General features: G+C 59.2%; 11 protein-coding genes. All 11 read left to right on the forward strand.

From position 1 onward, the window contains the following. Positions 1-129 precede the first annotated feature (129 nt). On the forward strand, positions 130-5,898 hold the full coding sequence (locus tag ISP19_RS03525) for a hypothetical protein (protein ID WP_204679947.1): 5,769 nt from the start codon (positions 130-132) through the stop codon (positions 5,896-5,898). A 120-nt stretch (positions 5,899-6,018) separates the two neighbouring features. Further along, positions 6,019-7,413 (forward strand): DOMON domain-containing protein, encoded by a 1,395-nt coding sequence (locus tag ISP19_RS03530; RefSeq protein WP_204679949.1) that lies wholly within the window; start codon positions 6,019-6,021, stop codon positions 7,411-7,413. A gap of 15 nt (positions 7,414-7,428) precedes the next feature. Beyond that, positions 7,429-8,835, forward strand: a complete 1,407-nt coding sequence (locus ISP19_RS03535) for a hypothetical protein (RefSeq protein WP_204679951.1) — start codon at positions 7,429-7,431, stop codon at positions 8,833-8,835. Positions 8,836-8,848: 13 nt separating this feature from the next. Next, a complete protein-coding gene (locus tag ISP19_RS03540; RefSeq protein WP_204679953.1) occupies positions 8,849-11,440 on the forward strand; it encodes a hypothetical protein in 2,592 nt (863 codons plus the stop codon). 416 nt (positions 11,441-11,856) lie between these two features. Beyond that, positions 11,857-12,354, forward strand: a complete 498-nt coding sequence (locus tag ISP19_RS03545; protein WP_204680086.1) for a hypothetical protein — start codon at positions 11,857-11,859, stop codon at positions 12,352-12,354. Positions 12,355-12,475: 121 nt separating this feature from the next. Further along, complete coding sequence (locus tag ISP19_RS03550; RefSeq protein ID WP_204679955.1) at positions 12,476-13,354, forward strand: lipase family protein; 879 nt, start codon at positions 12,476-12,478, stop codon at positions 13,352-13,354. 566 nt (positions 13,355-13,920) lie between these two features. Continuing rightward, complete coding sequence (locus ISP19_RS03555) at positions 13,921-14,094, forward strand: hypothetical protein (protein ID WP_204679957.1); 174 nt, start codon at positions 13,921-13,923, stop codon at positions 14,092-14,094. Between the two features lie 234 nt (positions 14,095-14,328). After that, positions 14,329-15,138 (forward strand): hypothetical protein, encoded by an 810-nt coding sequence (locus tag ISP19_RS03560; RefSeq protein ID WP_204679959.1) that lies wholly within the window; start codon positions 14,329-14,331, stop codon positions 15,136-15,138. An 11-nt stretch (positions 15,139-15,149) separates the two neighbouring features. Further along, a complete protein-coding gene (locus tag ISP19_RS03565; protein WP_204679961.1) occupies positions 15,150-16,781 on the forward strand; it encodes a thiamine pyrophosphate-binding protein in 1,632 nt (543 codons plus the stop codon). 89 nt (positions 16,782-16,870) lie between these two features. Beyond that, on the forward strand, positions 16,871-17,680 hold the full coding sequence (locus ISP19_RS03570; protein ID WP_204679963.1) for a phytanoyl-CoA dioxygenase family protein: 810 nt from the start codon (positions 16,871-16,873) through the stop codon (positions 17,678-17,680). Positions 17,681-17,744: 64 nt separating this feature from the next. Further along, on the forward strand, positions 17,745-18,389 hold the full coding sequence (locus ISP19_RS03575; RefSeq protein ID WP_204679965.1) for a hypothetical protein: 645 nt from the start codon (positions 17,745-17,747) through the stop codon (positions 18,387-18,389). Positions 18,390-18,422: the final 33 nt, after the last annotated feature.

The raw sequence follows: 18,422 nt of genomic DNA on the forward strand, positions 1-18,422 counted from the left end.
ATTCCCCGAGCAGTCGAATACGCGACGCCACGTCGAGCGCAGCCTTGCGCCGGGCGTGCGTGGGATCAGGTACGGCCAACGCATTGAACGAACTTTCAATCCGAAAACGCTACTGAGCGAGGGGAAGTCATGGATACGATTTTGCAGCTTGGAAAGACTGCAAACCTGTTTTTTGGATATCGCCCGGTATGGGTTCCTACAGCTGATTCACTGCCTTTTTTCGCGCCGCCTACGGCAGCGATTGCGCCGGTTACGGCAACACCGGTCAAGGTGCCATTTCCGGAGTGGAGCGCCACGCCGACCATTACGATCCATGAGTCGGCGGACAGCCTGTTGAATACGCTGTATGCGTATCAGGTCGCGCCCATGTCGGGCGATCCTGCGGGTATCGATGTGCCGGCCGGCCCGTTGGCGCTTGACGACGCGGATCACACCGCAGCGCTCGCCGCCCTCGGCACGTTTCTCGGCCTCGATTTTTCGCAGGATCGCGGCTACATGCTGGTGACGATGACGCGCCCGGACTCGACCTGCACGCATCCATTCAGCGCGAGCCCGTCGTTCTTGCACCGCTCCGATTACCTCACGCCCGAAGCACAGGCGATCATCGACGCGCTCCCTCCCGCTGTTCCGCCGAAAACAGGCTCTGTGCTGTATGACTCGAAGATCAGCAAGGCGGATGCGGATCAATACGTGGCGGCGCTGTACCAGCTTGGAAGCCACTTCGTCGGCGAAGTGTCCAGCGGCGATATGTTGCTTCAGGTCTTCGCCTACGACGCCAAGCATTTCGAGTTGATTCGCAGCGCCTTCAAGTCGGATGCGACGGTCCAGCCAGATGGCAGCAAGGCCGTGGTCGGCCAGTTGGCCACGGCATGGGCGTTTATGACCTCGCCAGCATCGAACGGGCGTGGCTACGTTGCGGCGTATGGCGCACTGCGTTGCCTCAGTCGCGATCCGTTGCTGGATGCGGCCATCAAAAAGGGCGACTGGGCCAATCCGTATGTGCCGACCGACAAGGCAAGTATTTTTGCCGCCGCCAACGCGTACAAGCTGATGTTGCCGCTGGTGCTGAATGTGCCGATCGCATTCATGCTGACGCCGATCGCCGACCTGATCGCCGACCCGCTGGTCTCCGGCCCCTGGGATCGCATCGTCAAGGGCGGCCTGCTGCAGAAGTACGGCGACAGCGTGCTCATCCCGCAGACCCGGCAGATCGATTACGACTGGACCACGATCTTCCCCGAGACTGCCGACACCGGCGCCGGCAGCATCATCACCCCGACCATCGATCTCTACCAGGAACGCATCGACCTGGCGAAGGTCAACCTGCTCGGTGGCAGCATCGTCGCCGAAAATTTCAGGATGCAATCGTTCACCGCATTTTCGCAGGTGCTGCACACGACCGGAGGCGTCAACTCGGACACCCTGAAGTTGCCCAGCGATCAGATTACCCTGATCGCCCAGATCATCGACATGAGCCAGGCCGTGAAAACGCCTACGCTGTCGATGAGCGTCGATGGCCTGGCCAATCTCACGGTGGTTTGTGAAGAGATGTACGGCGCGATGGTGTTCGAGGCCGACGACAACGGCAGCTTGCAGCGCAAGGTCGCGATGGATGGCATTCTGTTTGCCACCGACAGCCAGCTCGACCCCAACAATGGGCGCGCCAGAATCTCGGTATGCGGTGTGCTCGCCGACAGCATCGATCCGGAGTTGTTTGGATCGTTGAAGCAGAGCATCCAGTTTTCGCTGGTGGCTGGTGAGTCGCTGTTGCATTCGCGCGGCCCCAATGCCGATACCGTGCGCGAACTGGAATGCACCTATCTGCTCTGGCTGGCCGGCCTGATTCCGGCCGACACCCACGATTTGGATTTGGCTGAGGCGCGTGCACGCGCCTTGTACCTGGCCAACAACGTCGCGACGATGGGCGGCGACGTCATTTACGTGCCTTACGTCACCTACGACTCGTACAACAAGTTCGTTGGCGACATGATCGATCAGGCTCGGACGCTGACCGGGCAGATTTCCGAATATCAGATCCGCATCACCGACACCGTCAACAGTTTCAAGGTGATGGATTCGATCGCGAACCTCAACGACAACGTCAAGCAGATCGGCGGCGTATTGACATCGTATTTCCAGGTGCTGGCCAGCGGGCGTGGCGCCATGGACGGTTATTACAACTCCGTGCTCAATCAGCTGAACAGCCAGCAGGAGCAGACTGCCAAGGACATCCTGTCGCTCGGCAAGAAGCTGGCCGATCAGCAGGCGGTGATCAGCCATGTAGGCAGCGACCCGGGCATCATCCAGCGGTTTCAGCAGGACTATTCGGACTATGCCCGCGACCTGGTCGCCCAGTGTGTTGTATCCGCGGTGGAGGGCATATTCAGTCTCGGTCTCTCCATGGCCGCCATTCCCGGTGAGGCAGAAGGCGGTGTGCTGAAAGCGCTCAAGTCCATCAAGGATGTGTACGACAAGCTGCAGGCGGTGATGAAGGTCTTGCAGAGCCTGTCGGCGGTGGAGAAGGCCGCCAACAACATCAAGAACCTCAACGACCTGTCCAAGGACATCAGCGCGGCGAGCGCTGCCGGCACGCTGGATCTGCCCAGCCAGGTGGATTTGCAGGCGCTCGCCGAAAATGTGCGCGCGGCCCTGACCAATGTTCCCAACACCGGCAAGCTCAATCAGGACAAGGCCGATCTGATCGCCGCGGTCAACACGCTGGTCAATATCGGCACGGCCTTGCTGGAGGCGCAAACGCGCGCCAGCCAGATCGCGATGCAGATCATCAACCAGAACCGCCTGAAGACCATCAACGGCGAGCAGCAGGGCAAGCTCGATGGACTGACCAGCCTGCTGCATCTTGGCGACAGCAAAAGGGCGCCGGACATCAACAGCATCAACCTGATCGGTCTTACCGGACAACTGCAGTATCAGCTCAAGCAGGTGCTCTCGGTGCTGGCGGGCACGCTGGAATTGCAGGACGGCGCGATCCAGTACGAATACTTCGGCCAGCCCACGCCGATCACTTCGTTCAGCCTGCTCAACCTGCAGACAGTGATCGCGACGCAGGACAACGCGATCATCTCCGCGCTGCAGCAACTGAATCCGCCGCCGCAGGCCGTGCCCAAGCCGATCACCATCCGCATACCCAATGTACTGGCGTCGCGTGTGTCCGGCAGCAACGTATTCCAGTTCCCGATCGCGCTGTGCGGCTCGGAGTTCTACAGCTACGACATGGTGCGCATTGACCGTGTGGTACCACGCATCCTCGGCATCAAGAGCAGTAACAGCGGCAACTACGAAGCGCACCTGAGCTGTCAGGCCAAGCCGTTCCAGGACCGTGACTACAATCGCGACGCGTACACATTCGCCACCTCGCGGCGTGACTTCGGGCCCTATGTGTACGACATCGCCACCGGCGTTGCCGAGTTTGGCACCAACACGGGGACCTTCGCCAAGCAGACGACGCACCTGACGCCGTTCTCGACCTGGGAAATCAGCCTGCCGTCCGATGTGCTCAACAACCAGGGCATCGAATTCGACAGCTTGTTCGTCACCATCGAAGTGGACTTCTACATCACTGCCCACTACGACGATCCGGCGCTTTTGCGCCGGCCGACGTTGCGTTCGCCGATGCCGCAGGCGCTGAAGGCCATGGTAGGCCAGGTGAATAGCGGCAGCTCACCTACGCTGGCCAACCTGGAAGCGCAGATGTACCAGAACGAGGCGGTGCTGCAGAAATGGGACGCGGTATTCAATGTCCTGTCCGGCCCGGTCAATGCCTTCATGTACCAGCAGTTCCAGCAGTACGTGAAGCAGCTCAACCCCGGCAGTTCGGACAACCTGATGAAGGTCAGTGCGTACTACTGCGAGAACGTCCAGCAGGTCCACGGCTTCTGGTTCACCAATGTCACCAAGATGACCTTCAAGCTCAGCAACCCGCTGCTGCAGTTCGTGCCCGGAAACGATTCCGTTACCGTCGTCCAGAACATCTTGAGCGGCAGCGTCGTGGTCGGCACGCTCGGTGTGACCGAGAACGGCTTCGATCCCACCAAGTGTTACCTGGTCGATCAGGATGTCAATTTTACCGGCAGCGGCGGGCAAAGCACCTTGACCCTGTCCGTGCATGGCGTGTTCGAGAACAACATGCAGGTCAAGCTGCGCTCCACCGGGCAGTTGCCGGCGCCGCTGCAGGCCAATACCGATTACTGGGTGGTCGGCTGGACCAGTACGGCGACCGTCACAAGCCTGCAGCTGGCAAGCACGGCCGGCGGTGCGCCGATCGTGCTGACGAGTGCGGGCAGCGGTACGCATACGGTTTACGCGGATATCGAATGGGGCACGCCCAATAACGTCGACGTGTCAAAAAAGCCGTACGTCAACGGCAGCGTTGCGCTATCCAAGGTATCGGGCATCGTGACGCCGCCACCTGGGCAGGGTTCGTCGAGCGAAACGCATACGGTCGTGCTGGATTTCCCGGCCGGTGCGTTCACGCTCAACCAGTTCGCGGTCGATCCGCCCAATTGGGATCCGAACCACCATGCGGTGCAGATATCCAATGCGTTGGCGAGCTACTACGCGACCAATGACATCAAATACCAGGTGCAGACGATCAACTACACCAATCTCAACCAGGACGTCGCGCTGCAGCCGTCCAAGTTCGTGATGAACGCGCTGACGACCAATGCCGGCAACAATATCCTGCAGATCCTGATCGCCACGACAGGCGATGTGCAGCATGCGCATACCATCACGCTGAACGAGCCGATTCCTTATGACCCGAGCAACCCGATCCCGGGCGTGAGTGATTTCTCGGTCAGCCTGATGATCAGCACCAAGCTGATGTTCGATCACATCTTTGTCAGCAGCTTCAATCAGGGCGGCACCAATCTGCAGGTCAAGGCGATCGATCCCGGCAAGGATTTCAAGGCGTGGAGTGCCGAGGTCAGCCAGGGTAGCGCGACCGGCAATGTGGACTTCAAGAATCCCTATACCATTCGTAACACCAGGACGAATTTCCGGATTTCGTCCAGCGGCAATTCGTTGACTTGGGACTTGACCAGCCTGAAGTTTGAACGCTCGCCAGCCGCCGGCCTGGTGATGAACTATACGAACGGTACCGCGAGCCCGCCGACCGGCGGCACCAACGTCAATTTCGAGTACCAGCAGTATTACCCGCCGGTTTGCACTCGGGGTGGATGCAGCCCGGGAGGCTGGGGTAATTGGCATGGTTCCAGTGCGATGGCGTACATCACGATGACCGGCGCCTATCCGCTGGAAGTCACCGGCGCCGGCAGCGCGCAGTTGGTCAAGTTCAGCACGGTCGAGCCGACGGTGACCTTCTCCCAGTCGTCCGACCTGAAACCCACCGGGGCTTGCGAATGCAACGACAACGATTTGAAGATCGCGTTGCTCAATAGCCTGGGCGATTCGGTGCCGAAGACGCTCAAGCAGTACATGCAGCAAATCACCTTCAAGCCGATCTCGGTGTTTGCCTTGGAGAATCTGCTGTTCCCGGCCGAGCAGTTGATCACCATGCGGCAAGCGCGCGTACCCGGCGATCTGCTGGTGGTGGGCAGCTTCCTGCCGAGCGTACGCAAGAGCGCCTCCTCGTACAACGTGACCATCAGTGCATCGGCGGGCGCCAAAGGCGTGTTCGGTACTACCGCGTTCCAGAACGGGCAGGGTACGGGTAGCGCGACCGTCACCGGCCTGCCGAAGCAGTTCCAGTTCCAGTACGGGCCGATCAACCCGGCGCTGGGCGGCTTGGTCACCTACACCATTGATATCGAGGCGGGCACGGTAAGCCCGCCCCTGATGGTGGTGGTCGATCAGCCCGATCCGGATCACAACGCATCCGAAGTGATCCTGCTGCCGCCCGGTTATGCGACAAGCTGAGATAACCGGGCGAACGATACGGAGGCCGGCCCGCGCGCGACCGCAAAGTCGCCGCGCGGAGCCGGCGGTCGAATGTAGCAATGGCGCGTCCATCATCGCCAACCAAGCCAAGGAAACCTCATGAACACCAGCAGCGCTGCCACCAAGGCGCAACTGTTCCAAGAGATGTACGCGAAGGGATCGGTATTGAACGGCTGGAGTGCCGTACTGAATATCAACGGCGACTACCTCGCGCGGCGCGTGCGCAACCAATGGCCCATGGATCAGGCCGGAACGCACAGCGTTACCTTGCTCAGCGCGCAACCGTTGCCGCCCGGTCCAGGCGTCGCCAATGCGATGCGCGGTGTTGGACAGATGACCTTCGTCTTGGGCGAGCCGCAAATAAGCGTGGTGCATGGGCGTTCGGCGCTCGCCATCAGCCACCCGGTGCAGCAGGTGCTCGGTCGTTCGGGCAAGGCTACAACGATGCCGACTGCCGCCGACGCCGCAAGTGTCGCCTGGGACACCGACAGCGCAGTGAACGTGCCGGCTCATCCGGCGGCACGCGTGGATATCGAAGTGCCGCTGGTCGTTCGTCCCGCCGGCAGCGGCGCGTCCGGCTTCGACATCGTGCTTGATACGGCAGCTGCGTCCGCGGCGGCACACCATCTGCCCGCGGCGGCAGGAGACGGCGGGGCCTTGGTTCAGCACTTGGTGAATGTGCTGGGCGACAGTAACGGCAAGCTGCTGGTAGCGACTGTCGACGACAGTACCCAGGCTGATACGCCGGCGTTGCAGCCACGTTCGCTCGCGCTGCTTACGGTGCGCACTCCCGGCGGGAACCAGGTGCTGCAGGTGCACTTCGCCACGGGCGATACGCCCGCGCCGACCGGCACCGGGGTCGATCTCGGTGAACCGCTACCGGTCGTCGACGGTGCGGACTGGTCATTGATGTTCAGCAGTCAAAAAGTATTCCAGGACGTTGTCGCGCCGGAATTCAATACGCTTTCGCAACATGTGAAGCTGGCCGCTGCCGCGCCGCCCGCCGGCCATGGCGCGTGGTTCCTGCAAACGCAGAATCGCATGTATTTCGCGGGTACCGTGGATTGGGGCAACGCCATGCCGCCGGTAAGCCAGCAGGCGCAAATCGGGCTGAACTTCATCGGGTCGCCAAATGAGGGCCTGGTAGTGTCCACCTATACCGACCCCGGCGCGAACGTCGACCTTCAGTTCGATATCGCCCAGAACTACCCCGTGAAATGCAGCGGCAACCCGGGGCAGCAAACGCTGAGCTTCGCTGGTACGCAGGCGACGGTGGCCGGTGCCGGGGTGGCCGAGAACACCTTCAAGCCTTATCTGGATCAAATTCTCAGCCAGGAAATCCGCAGCGATCTGGATGCGACATCGCTGGCCTCGCTGGCCGCATTCGCGTTGCGCACCGTGCGCTTTCCTGGTGACGAGACGGTGATCGATGCGGTGCAGATCCCTGGCGACCTGGTCATGGTCGGCAATTTCGATCCCGACACAAAGGCTTGAGCCAAAGGATTTCCGATGCCCGCAAGCCCCGCGACGTTAAGCAACCTGCTGCAGCAGATGTACCAGAACAAGGAGGTACTGCAAGGCTGGGATGCCGTGATGAACCTGCTGGAGAGTTCGGTCAACACGTTCTTCATGGCGCAATGGAACCAGCAGACTGGCCAGACCGGCAGATTGTCGATCGCCGTCATCTGGTGCGAAGGCGTGCTGCCGGTGCCGCATGGCCAGGGGTATTACACCAACGTCACACAGTTCAACGTCGAGCTGGGCGCGCCGCTGTTTCAGTTCACCAGCGGCCGCAACGAAGTCACGGTGCGCCAGGATATCCTGCAGGGCGCATCGCGCCTGGGCACCATGGTGGTGCCGCAAAACTTCAACCCGGCGACCGCCAACCTGTCGCCCAACGATCCGCGCGTGGAATGGGCCAATCCACAACCGGTGGACATGTCCAAGCACCCGTACCTGTCCGGCACGGTGGCACTGCAACAGGTGCAGGGCATCGTCAACAATGCGCAGTCGCTGGTGCTGTCGTTTGCGCAGGGCGCGTTTACCTTGAATGCGTTGACCATCGTGGGGGTGGACAATACCGTGCTGGTCAACCAGCTCAAGAGCTGGTTCGCGACGCACCAGATCCGCTATGTGCTGGCCTCCATCGATTTCCAGAGCCTTGCCGGCTCGCCCGGGCTGACGCCGCGATCGTTTCGTTTCAACGTCGTGACCACCAATGCCGGCAATACCATCGTGCAGTTGCTGATCACCACTAACGGCAGCACGCCGTCGAGCAATGTGATCAATGTCAACGAGCCGATTCCCACCGCCGACGGCTTGACCTGCACCTTGATGATCAGTTCGCGCGTGCTCTACCAGGACGTGTTGACGCGCGGATTCAACAACCACGGCGGCGGTTTTTCGCTGATTCCGCTGCCGCCGAAAAACGGCTACAACGCGTGGTATGCCACCATCAATCCGCAGATGCATTTCCAGGGCAGTTTCAGCTACGGCAATTGCTGCAATCGTCATGATGTGACTTACAGCGTGTATCTGGGCGGCGACTACACCGGTACGGCCACTGAAGGTTTCGCGCTCTCGCAGCAGATTCACACGCAGGGCAATGCGCCGGTCGACATCACCGTGTCGGCGCGTTACGCGGTGGCCTTGTCCGGCAGCGGGCAGGGCCAGGCGATCCGGATCGTGCCGGGCACGCCGTCGGTGACGGTCAGCGGCGGTGCCGAAGGCGAGATGAAATCGCGCCTGCAGGACATTCTCAATAACGACATTCGCAACTCGATGGCAGGCGTGTCGTTTTCTCCGGTGACGTATTTCGCCTTGAAGAACCTGGTTTTTCCGGGCAACTTGATCAGCATGAGCCAGGTGCAGGTTCCCGCCGATCTGCTGATCGCCGGCCGCTTTTCGCCAAACTGAGGCGCTGTTGGTAATGAGTGCGATCGTGCAGTTGGGAAACAGTGTGAATGTGCTGCACGGGCTTCGTCCTGCCTGGTTCGGGTCATCCGGCACGGCGGCGCCGTTCGATTTGCCGCCATGCGCGGCATGGGTGGGGGTTCCCGTGCCCGAACCCGCGGGCAGGGGGAGTTGGGGTTCACCCGAAGTTGGCTTGCACGATACGCTCGAATCATTGGTGGACGCGCTGTTCGCCTATCGTGTTCGCCCGATACTTGCCGACGCCGGCCGTTTTGCCTTGCCACCGAGCGCCTTGATGCTTGGTGGCGGAAGGCGTGCTGCAGTGCTGGCTTCGCTGAGCGCACTGCTGCATCTGTCGGTGGAGCAACTCGAAGGCGGCGGCCTGGTCTTGCTGCAGTTGCGGCGCGAAGATGCCGATCACCGGCACGAGGCGGAAGAGGGCGGTGTCGGGAGGCGCATCCATATCGACAACTATTGGACGCGCGAAGGCCGTCACGCCATGGGCCGCCTGCGTGTCGCAGGGCGCGCGTGCGGTCATGGCGGTGCTGACGCCATCGTCCACAAGCAGCAGGCCGACCGTTACCTGGATTACTTCGATACGTGCGGAACGCACTTTGTGACGCGGATCGGCATGGGCGACCGCCTGTTTCAGGTCATGGTCTGCCACCCGCAGCGTTATCGCTTGCTGCGGACGCTCTGGTCACAGTCGGCGTGCGATGCCGACGGGCCGCTGGCCAAGGCATTTTTTGCCTATACCGGTGACGAATGGATCGCAGCGCGCGGCTGGATCGTCAGCGCGGCGGGCGATCCGCTGTTGGAGCGCAGCGTGGCCGCCGGAGCGTGGCGCGGCCATCGTTCCGCTGCCGCAGACAATCTGCTGACCCCTTTCGTGCGACCGGGCGAAAACATCGCGGCTTTGCTCGATGGTTTGCAGCGCAGCGTTCCGATCGGTATCGAATTTACCGCGCATAGTCCCTACATGGAGAACTATCGCGCGATCGCCTGGCAGCGCGTGTTGAAGGGCGCGCTGCTGCAGCGCTTCGGCGATGCCGTACGCATTCCTTTGGGTGGCGAGGCCGTCGAGACTGGTCATGACGGCGATATCGTCGTGCGCGACAACGGCGACAACCTGGTTCTTGGTGACACGACGTCGGTGAGTGCATCGCTTGTCGCTCGCCTGGATGCAACGCAATCACTGTGCCTGTTCGGCCGGCAACTTTCGCTTCGCAGCGATGAGCCGATAACGCTGCCGGGGCAACGGGTCACGCTGTTCGCTTTCTCGATCGATGCGCGCAGCAAAGACGACAGGGTGCCGGTGTTACGCTTATCGGATGAAGCATTCACCAGCTTCCGGTGCTACACGCCGGCACTCGCCGGGGCGGTACGGATCGGTAACGAAACCGGCGAGCGCTGGAACGTATTGTTCCAGGGGCTGCATTTCGGCACCGACGATCAGGGGCGTGTCGTCATCCTCGGTGAACTGGCGCAGGCCGATGCCCGCGCCCTGAAAATGTTGCGGGCGCCCCTGGTCGGTGCGCTGGCCGATGTCGAGGCACAGATCGCCCGTGCCGACGGAGAGGGCGATGTAGCGCATGCCCATGACGCACGTGCCGCCCTTGAATGGATTCATGCCATAGTGAGTAGCAGCGGCGTTGCCGATCTCGACGAAAGTCATCGTGGCGTGTGGGAAGCGATACAGCGTCGGGCCATCTATCAATCCCGGCTGGGTGCCCGAAGCGAATGTATCGGTCAGGATGTCGCGGACCCCGCTGCCCGAATGGCGCACGAGTTGTTGTTGCGTCTGCGTCTGCTTGCCAACGAACCGGAGCCGCTTACTGATGACGCCTTGGACGTAATGATCCAGGATCTCGAGCAAGCATCGCAGCAATGGACTTCTTCATTTCCACCCGCCGAGACCGACAGCCGAATGCTGACCGAGTGTCTCGCGGAGATGGAAGCCGCACAGCTGCGCGGCATGTTTGCGCTGCACCTTCTGCTCGGTAACGAACAAGTCACCACCGAGCAGCCATCGGCCGATCGCCAGAGGGCCCGGCGTCTGCTGCATGGTTTGGCGTGGTATTGGAGCGATGGCGCTACGGGTAGCCTTGTCAATAATACCGACGATGCGCTGCTGGCATCGGCGTTATCGATCTTCTCCAGGGCCTGGAGAACTTACCAGGCTGCCATGCTCGTGCAGGCGCTCACCCATGATGCAGGGTATCTGGCTATCGCCGAGAGCATGACGGTATTCGACGGCGCGGAACGCCTCGATATGACAGCGCAAGAGTGGCATCAACTTCCGCAGGTGCTGGCCTCGCTATGGGCGCCGGCCCTCGGCGTGGATGGTGGCATCGGTGCGGAAGAACTTCTTTCCGCTTTGCAGGATTTCGCTGCGGGCGGCATCAGGTTGGAGCGTGCGGCAGCCGCTGCGCGCCGCAATTTGCACTTGCGATATCGCGCCACCTGGCACAGCGATTTTCCGCCGCCAGAGCTGCCGTGGATGCGCGCGTATCACTATTCGCGGTACATCCGTGCAGTGCTGGACGTTGATCGGCACTTACCTCGACGTGCTCTCCATTCACGCCATTTCCACATGGACGCATGCTAGCTTCGTTTTGCTAAAGGGGAATTCAGGGATTCGTATTAGTCGGCCAGGGCGGGTCAATTTGCTGCATCAAGCACTGGTCGCCGGGGTTTTCGGCGCCCATTTGGTGTTTCTATTGGTGGGCTAATTCTCTGGCTTGGCGCAGGGGTATTTCATCGAGCTTTTTTGTTGGCAATCGGACGAAGGTTCGACTGCCGTGGAATCCTGCGCGCCAGCTTTTCTGCCCGGAGCAACGCGGTAGTTATTAGACGCACGAATGCGGCCATTGACGTGTGGCGGAAGTCGCGCATTGATTACGACGCTGTCACCGACGCAAAGGTCATTAGTTGTGTAACTTCAACAAGGAAAGAGCCAATATGCGCATTAAGAACACTCGTTTAGGTTATTTGTTGGCATGTGGCGTGACATCGTTGATCGCCATGTCTTATGGGCAAGCTGCTGTCGCGGCACCTGTCACCGGGACGGCAAAGGTTCAGCTGACCCATGTATTCGCAACGTTGCAGACGGGGCAGCCGGACCCAAAGCCTGAAGATACCGCTGCCTGCCGCAAACAGGTGTCCGCACCGAATTCCCGGTACCTCAATGACTTCGTCACGACCCGCTACTCCATCGATACCAAGTCGCTGATGATGAGCGCCACGTCGTCGCTCCCGTCTCCGCACGTCACGGAACCGCTTGAGATCAGCATTCCACTCTCACCGCTTGGTCTGGCGAATCAGTACGCCTTTGGTGCATTTCGTCCGGCCGGGTTGCCCGGCACCTACGTTTTGTTCTCGATCGGACTCGACTTCAAGGGAGCGAAATCGTCGGTGCTGGTTCTTAATGCCGACAAGGACTACAACTGCCTCGTTTCCAGTGATCCGAAGCCGTTCAACGGTGGCTTGAGTGCAAAGTTCGGGTCCGATCAAAAACAATAATTTTTGACGGTGTCTGCGTGGATGGCGCGCTACCTGATGGCTGGCGCGCCATCCTTTGTCGGCGCCACCGTGTTCAGGGGGATCAAGCCGTCCAACGTTACCGAACGTAAGGAGATGTCCGATGACCACCGCACCTTCAAGCCTGCCGATGTATTTCCCGCCTGGTTTTAGTCAAACCGAGGCATCGGCTTGTGCTGCATTGGTTCTCACCGCTTACGATCAGTTCAATCAATGGAAGAATCAAGGTTATCCAGAACAGTCCAGTTTCACCTGGAAGCCTAATGGCCCAACCTTGAATTACAGTGCGGCCATTTGGGGCACTATCACCATCTATGGTTATTCCTATCCAGAACCCTTTGGATTTGTTGCATGGGATGGACACGGGAATGCATTTGTCGTCTTTCGAGGCACGATGACCTACATCGACGGCATTGTCGACGCCGAGATAGACCAGGCCCCATATACGTTCACTCCAGGATTCGGCAACGTCCAGACTGGCTGGAACGGGGTCTACGCAACGATGCGTGCCGCACTTCTTGCGCAGCTAGGCAAGATTGGTACGGTTAGCCGGCTGCTGATTACAGGTCACAGCATGGGATCCGCGTACTCGTCGTTGGCGGTGCCTGATATAGCGAAGAATTCGTCAGTTCCGCCCGGAGGATCCCGCAGCTACGTGCACTACAATTTTGCCAGTCCACGCGTTGGCGATACGGGATTTGCCGCGGGGATGAATTGGAACGCACAGGCCACCACTTTCCGCATCGTGAACACCGAGGACATTGTCCCGGCTGTTCCTCCGCCGTTGACTGGATCGATGGTGTATCAGCATGTCGGGACGCCAGTGGATTTCACGGCGGAATATCTGACCACGGACGGTAATCACAGCATGGCGAATTGCTACTCATACGCCATCAATAACTACCAGCAGCCGCAAGGTCCGATACCATCCCTGGCGCTACTCGACCGGCCGATTCGCTTCGAGGAAGTCGTTAAGCCTTGAAGTTTGGCCTGGGCTCAGTGGCTATGTCCGCTCAGCCTTGGCAACGTGAATATGGCGGCTATCCAACGCGCTGCTTGCCGGGTATTTGGGCGTCATTCTGAGCTTCTCCAGAATGACGTCTGCCTTGTTCCTGTTTCAGGAGAAATTCCGGCAGATGCTGTTACGTGACCCGCAGGATTTTGGTTACATAATTTCTTGCGCTTCGTGACGCAAGTACGAAGTTAAATTGCATTAATAGCGTCTATAATGGTGTGTATGAAATTGTTAAGAACAAATGTTCTATTAGTTTTTACATTAAATATCCGCGTTTAATACTTAAATGCCATGAAAATTTTAAAACATGGACGAAAACTCGTGCCTTGATGGCTTTTTTCACATTGACGTCACGTGATTTATCGTCCGATTAGCATCGCACGCGAAATGTGTTTTCTCCAAAGCTGTACCACCCAAGTGACATCAGAGCTCGCCCCATCATTTTGGTGGGTTGTGCGTGTAGTGTTCGCACGAAAATATTTGACGTACAAAAGGGTTCGTTATCAATCACAGCTCATACTAGGATGGTCGCCATGTCAATTAGCGAAAATATCAATTTCGTTCCGTCTGCGTCGGACATTGACTCGATCGAGCGGGCCGACAAGTCCGCCGCCAAGCTTGTTGAGGATACGACACAAAGCCTGCCGAAAGGCGATTTTTCTGCCTGGAATTGCCCGTACAAGGAATGTCGTCAGCGCACGCAATGAGTGTGCACTCGGCACAGAGCCTCACCGACTGAGGTAGCCGGCTCAATGATGACTCAGGAGCAGCGGTGAAACAGCGCGTTTCACCGCACTGCTCACGAGTGCCGATTGCCTTCGAAATGGGGCTTCTCCAGCCTTGCTCGCACGTCAGCGGGTGATGCCGCCACGCGCCGTTGTGGCGTGATGCGGGTTGTGACTGCGACTCAGGCATTTCTACGGGCTTCAAGGGGGAATTGCATGAAGTTTGTTGCGGACATGACGCTTTTGGCGCTGCATGAACTTGGTATCGCCCCTTTGCCGCTATATGAAGACTTGTTGCTCAAGTCCATGGACGCGCATCCGGTTCCCTTCGGCCAGCGTTGGTATGGCGACGCCTACCGAAAACGTGCGCGTGATCCCATGTGGTTTGTTCACTCTCTGGTTGCCAATGCCAGCAAGGAATCAGAAGGATCCCGTCAATTATGGAAAATCGCTGCGCGAACCGCCGACCCTGATATTGCCGTCCAGATTCGCAGTCATGCGATCGATGAAGCGCGGCACGCCCGATTTTATCTGCTGATGGCCAAATTAACCTTTCCTGATGCGGCGGACGACATGAAGTGGGGCGAACTAATGGCGGATACTCCGAGATATACGCGGCACAACGTTCCGGAGCCGTCAGAGCCTAATCATTTTTCCGTCACGCTCGACGAATTGATTCAAACCAATATCGGTGAAATTAGAACGCGAATTCACCAGCTTCTTCTGCGCTCGGTCATCGTTTTGCACTGCGAACCGTCCGTTCGTGCGCGGCTGGAAAAGATCGTTGATTCCGTGCTGTTCGATGAAACACGCCACATAGCCTACACGGCCGCCATAATTGATAAAGCCATGCGTGACGGACATGATCGGCTGGTGCGCGAAATTATGTTCGAGCGGCTTGCGGAGTTCAACGCGCTGACTTTGGTCGAGGTTGATGCCGACACCTACGATGGCGCGTGCGGCCACCTCGCCAGCGAACATGTTCCCGTCGCTGAAAAGAGCACGGCATGGCAACACAACGCCTGAGCGGTCGCCAGATGGTGCTTGAGATGCTGCGTGCCGAGCACGTCACGCACATCTTCGGCAATCCGGGCACAAGCGAGATGCCATTACTCGATGCACTGGAGGCCTATCACGACATCGATTACGTCCTTGCGCTGCACGAAGGTGTGGCTGTCGGCATGGCGGATGGTTATGCGCGGGCGAGTGGTCGTCCATCTTTTGTCAGTCTGCATATAGACACCGGCCTGGCCAATGGCATCAGTCTATTAGCCGATGCGGCCGATGGCGGTACGCCCATCGTTTTGTCATCGGCAAACAAGGACATTCGCAAGCTTTGCGAGGGCAGAACCGATCTGCCTCAGATGGTGTCGCAATTTACCAAATGGAGTGCCGAGGCCACGCATCCGGAGCAAATTCCCGGTCTGATGCGGCGTGCCTTCAAAGAAGCCAAGACCGCGCCGACCGGCCCCACCTACATTGGCTTTGCGGCGAACGCGCTAAACGAAGAGGCCAGCGTTGAGATAATACCTTCCAGCCCAGCCTTCGACAGGATCGCGCCCGATGAGCAGGCGCTGGAACGGGCCGCGGCTCTGCTTTCGACAGCCGTCAGTCCGGTGATCCTGGTGGGCGACCGCGTGGGTCAATCCGGCGCCTGCGTCGAAGTGGTGCGCGTTGCCGAATTGCTGGGCGCTGATGTCTACGCCACGTGTCTCGGGCGCGTAAACTTTCCGACCGGACATCCGCTGTTCAAGGGGGCGTTGGGGCAGCTATTTCCAGCCACGCGACGCATGCTAAGTGAAGCGGACATCGTGCTTGCCGTCGGAACCAATGTGTTTAGCGGGTTCTTCTATTTTTCGGGCAGGGCGCTCGAAGGCTCAACCAAACTAATCCACATCGACTCGGCCGCGCAAGAAGTGGCAAAAAGCGAGTCGACGGAGATAGGCATTGTTGCCGACCCGAAGACAGCGCTGGCACAACTGGCCGCTCGCCTGACAAATGCGTTAACTCCGGCCCAGCACAAACGGGCGGGATCGCGCTTGCGTAGCGCGAGGGAGCAGCGTGGTGCACGCGAGACGAGCCAACATGTGCCATATGACGCCAGCCAGCCAATGCCAGCCAGACTCATGATGCGCGAACTGGCACGCGCACTGCCGCGCGGCGCCATGCTGGTTGATGACGCCATTTCATCCAGCAAGGATCTGCACGAGGCATTTGAGTTTGGCGATCCGGATGGCTATCAGGGCCGCGGCGGCGCTGCCATTGGCTGGGGGATGGGAGCTGCCTTGGGCATCAAGCTCGCCAAGCCGGAACAGGTTGTCGTTGCCGTCGTTGGCGATGGCAGTGCAATGATGACGATTCAGGCACTTTGCACGGCGGCCATGGCGCGCATAGCGGTGGTGTATGTGGTGTGCAATAACCGTTCCTACCGCGTCCTCAAGCAAAACATGCGGGTTTACAAGCGGGAAATACTGCACGTCGACCGTTTCGATAGCCGCTTCATCGGAATGGACTTGCCGCCGCAGTGCGACATAGCGGCAGTGGCACGCGCGATGGGGGTTTTCGCTGTCACGATACGCGATGCCGCAGCGTTGGGCCCAACACTGGAAATGGCGATTTCCCGCAACGAAGCGGTGCTACTGGATGTTGTTATAGACGGCTCAATCTAGGCCAAGGCTTCTCTGGCGACCCCATAAGTAAGGGCTGGCTACCCATGACAATCAGCAACACAGAAACGCAAGACAGGGCGACACGGATAATGAGCGAGGGTTGGTGTGTCCTGCCCAATCTCATCTCACGCACGACCACGGATTTGCTGGCCAAGGCGGTCATTGATCAGGAGATCTCCCAGCGGCACGAGTGGAGCGCCATGGTCAAGAAGTTCAATGCGTCCGGACAACAACGGCCACCATCCGGTGTCGGGCACGCACAGGCTTTGATCAACTACATTCCGGAACTGGCGCAATATGCAACCGACGCACGCATTATCGAGCTGGTGGAATCGATCATTGGCCCCTCCGTGCGCGTTTCGTCGATTTCAGGCCTTGTCAACTACCCGGGAAACGAGCGCGGCTACTGGCATTCGGATTGGCCGTTCAATCAATCCCTGGCGACCTACATGCGGGCTCCGTATGCCGATGTGGCGATGCAGGTATCGGGCATCCTCATGCTTACACCGTTTTCGCCGGAGAGTGGTGGCACATGGATAGTCCCAGGTAGCCATCGATCGCCGACCAATCCGAGCAATGACAATGGGGTGGATCGCTTCGCACCCCAGCCTGGCGAGATGCAGGTGACTGGCGCCGCCGGCAGTCTGCTGTTGTATGACAGTCGCCTGTGGCATGCGGTAGCTACCAATTTCACGGATGCGCCAAGGGTGGCTGTCGCCATTCGCTATGCCCCGTGGTGGCTCAACCTGGAAGTGCGGCGTAAGGGCTCACCTGATTTTCATAGGATCGCCGAGCAAGCTGGCGGCAAGGACAATTCCGTTCCTCTCATTCCAAAGAGCGTGTTTCAGCAGTTTCACGAAGACGCCAGACCTTATTTCATGCATTGGCTTGATCAATAAAAGGTCTGCACGGCGAGTTCATCGATCCAGTTCACGACCTTTCCCAACTGAACAAGGAACTGACATGGCTCAATATATGATTGTCACGCGATTCAATTCCGGCCACGATCTGGCGACGCTGCGCAGTCGCGCGGCATTAGTCAAGCAGAAGACAGTTGCCGCTGTACCCGAGTTGGCCAGCAAGTGTGGCGCCAAGTTCGCACTTTTGGGCTGCAGCATCGATGCCATCGATATTTTCCACACCGATGATGTCGATGCTGTTTCGCGCGCCGCCAACATCATCTCGGTCCATGGTCAGGCGCAGACCGAGGTGCTGCCTGTGGTGGGTTGGGGCGAATACCTGTCTGCATTTTCGAGCCTCAAACATGAGCCTCCCGCACGCTTGGCGAGCGCAGGCGATGGCGCCCGCAAGTATGCAGTCATCACCAAATTTCCCCAGGGATTTGATCACGCTACGCTGCCGCAGCGTTCCGCCGCTGTCAAACACAACATCATCGCGGCCGCGCCCGTGTTGACAGGCAAATGGAGCAACGAGTTCATCGTGCTCGGCGGCAGTTTTGACGGCATCGACATCGTTGAATCGGACGACTTGATGGCTGTTGCCACGGCGGCCAATATCATCCGCGTGTACGGCGGTTGCAGCACCGAGCTTGCAGTGGCTGTGCCGTGGAATAACTATCTGGCCAAATTGCCCCAGGCCGCCGCCTGATGCCGGCAATCTGGGCATCCCTGGGCGACGATC

This window comes from Dyella flava (genome assembly GCF_016904955.1).
GTDB lineage: Bacteria > Pseudomonadota > Gammaproteobacteria > Xanthomonadales > Rhodanobacteraceae > Dyella_B > Dyella_B flava.

Bases quoted from the DNA above. Each gene is read 5' to 3' on its own strand.
- ISP19_RS03570 (WP_204679963.1), top strand. From the start codon at position 16,871: ATGAGCGAGGGTTGGTGTGTCCTGCCCAATCTCATCTCACGCACGACC.
- ISP19_RS03560 (WP_204679959.1), top strand. From the start codon at position 14,329: ATGAAGTTTGTTGCGGACATGACGCTTTTGGCGCTGCATGAACTTGGT.
- ISP19_RS03540 (WP_204679953.1), top strand. From the start codon at position 8,849: ATGAGTGCGATCGTGCAGTTGGGAAACAGTGTGAATGTGCTGCACGGG.
- ISP19_RS03550 (WP_204679955.1), top strand. From the start codon at position 12,476: ATGACCACCGCACCTTCAAGCCTGCCGATGTATTTCCCGCCTGGTTTT.
- ISP19_RS03545 (WP_204680086.1), top strand. From the start codon at position 11,857: ATGTCTTATGGGCAAGCTGCTGTCGCGGCACCTGTCACCGGGACGGCA.
- ISP19_RS03530 (WP_204679949.1), top strand. From the start codon at position 6,019: ATGAACACCAGCAGCGCTGCCACCAAGGCGCAACTGTTCCAAGAGATG.
- ISP19_RS03575 (WP_204679965.1), top strand. From the start codon at position 17,745: ATGGCTCAATATATGATTGTCACGCGATTCAATTCCGGCCACGATCTG.
- ISP19_RS03555 (WP_204679957.1), top strand. From the start codon at position 13,921: ATGTCAATTAGCGAAAATATCAATTTCGTTCCGTCTGCGTCGGACATT.
- ISP19_RS03525 (WP_204679947.1), top strand. From the start codon at position 130: ATGGATACGATTTTGCAGCTTGGAAAGACTGCAAACCTGTTTTTTGGA.
- ISP19_RS03565 (WP_204679961.1), top strand. From the start codon at position 15,150: ATGGTGCTTGAGATGCTGCGTGCCGAGCACGTCACGCACATCTTCGGC.
- ISP19_RS03535 (WP_204679951.1), top strand. From the start codon at position 7,429: ATGCCCGCAAGCCCCGCGACGTTAAGCAACCTGCTGCAGCAGATGTAC.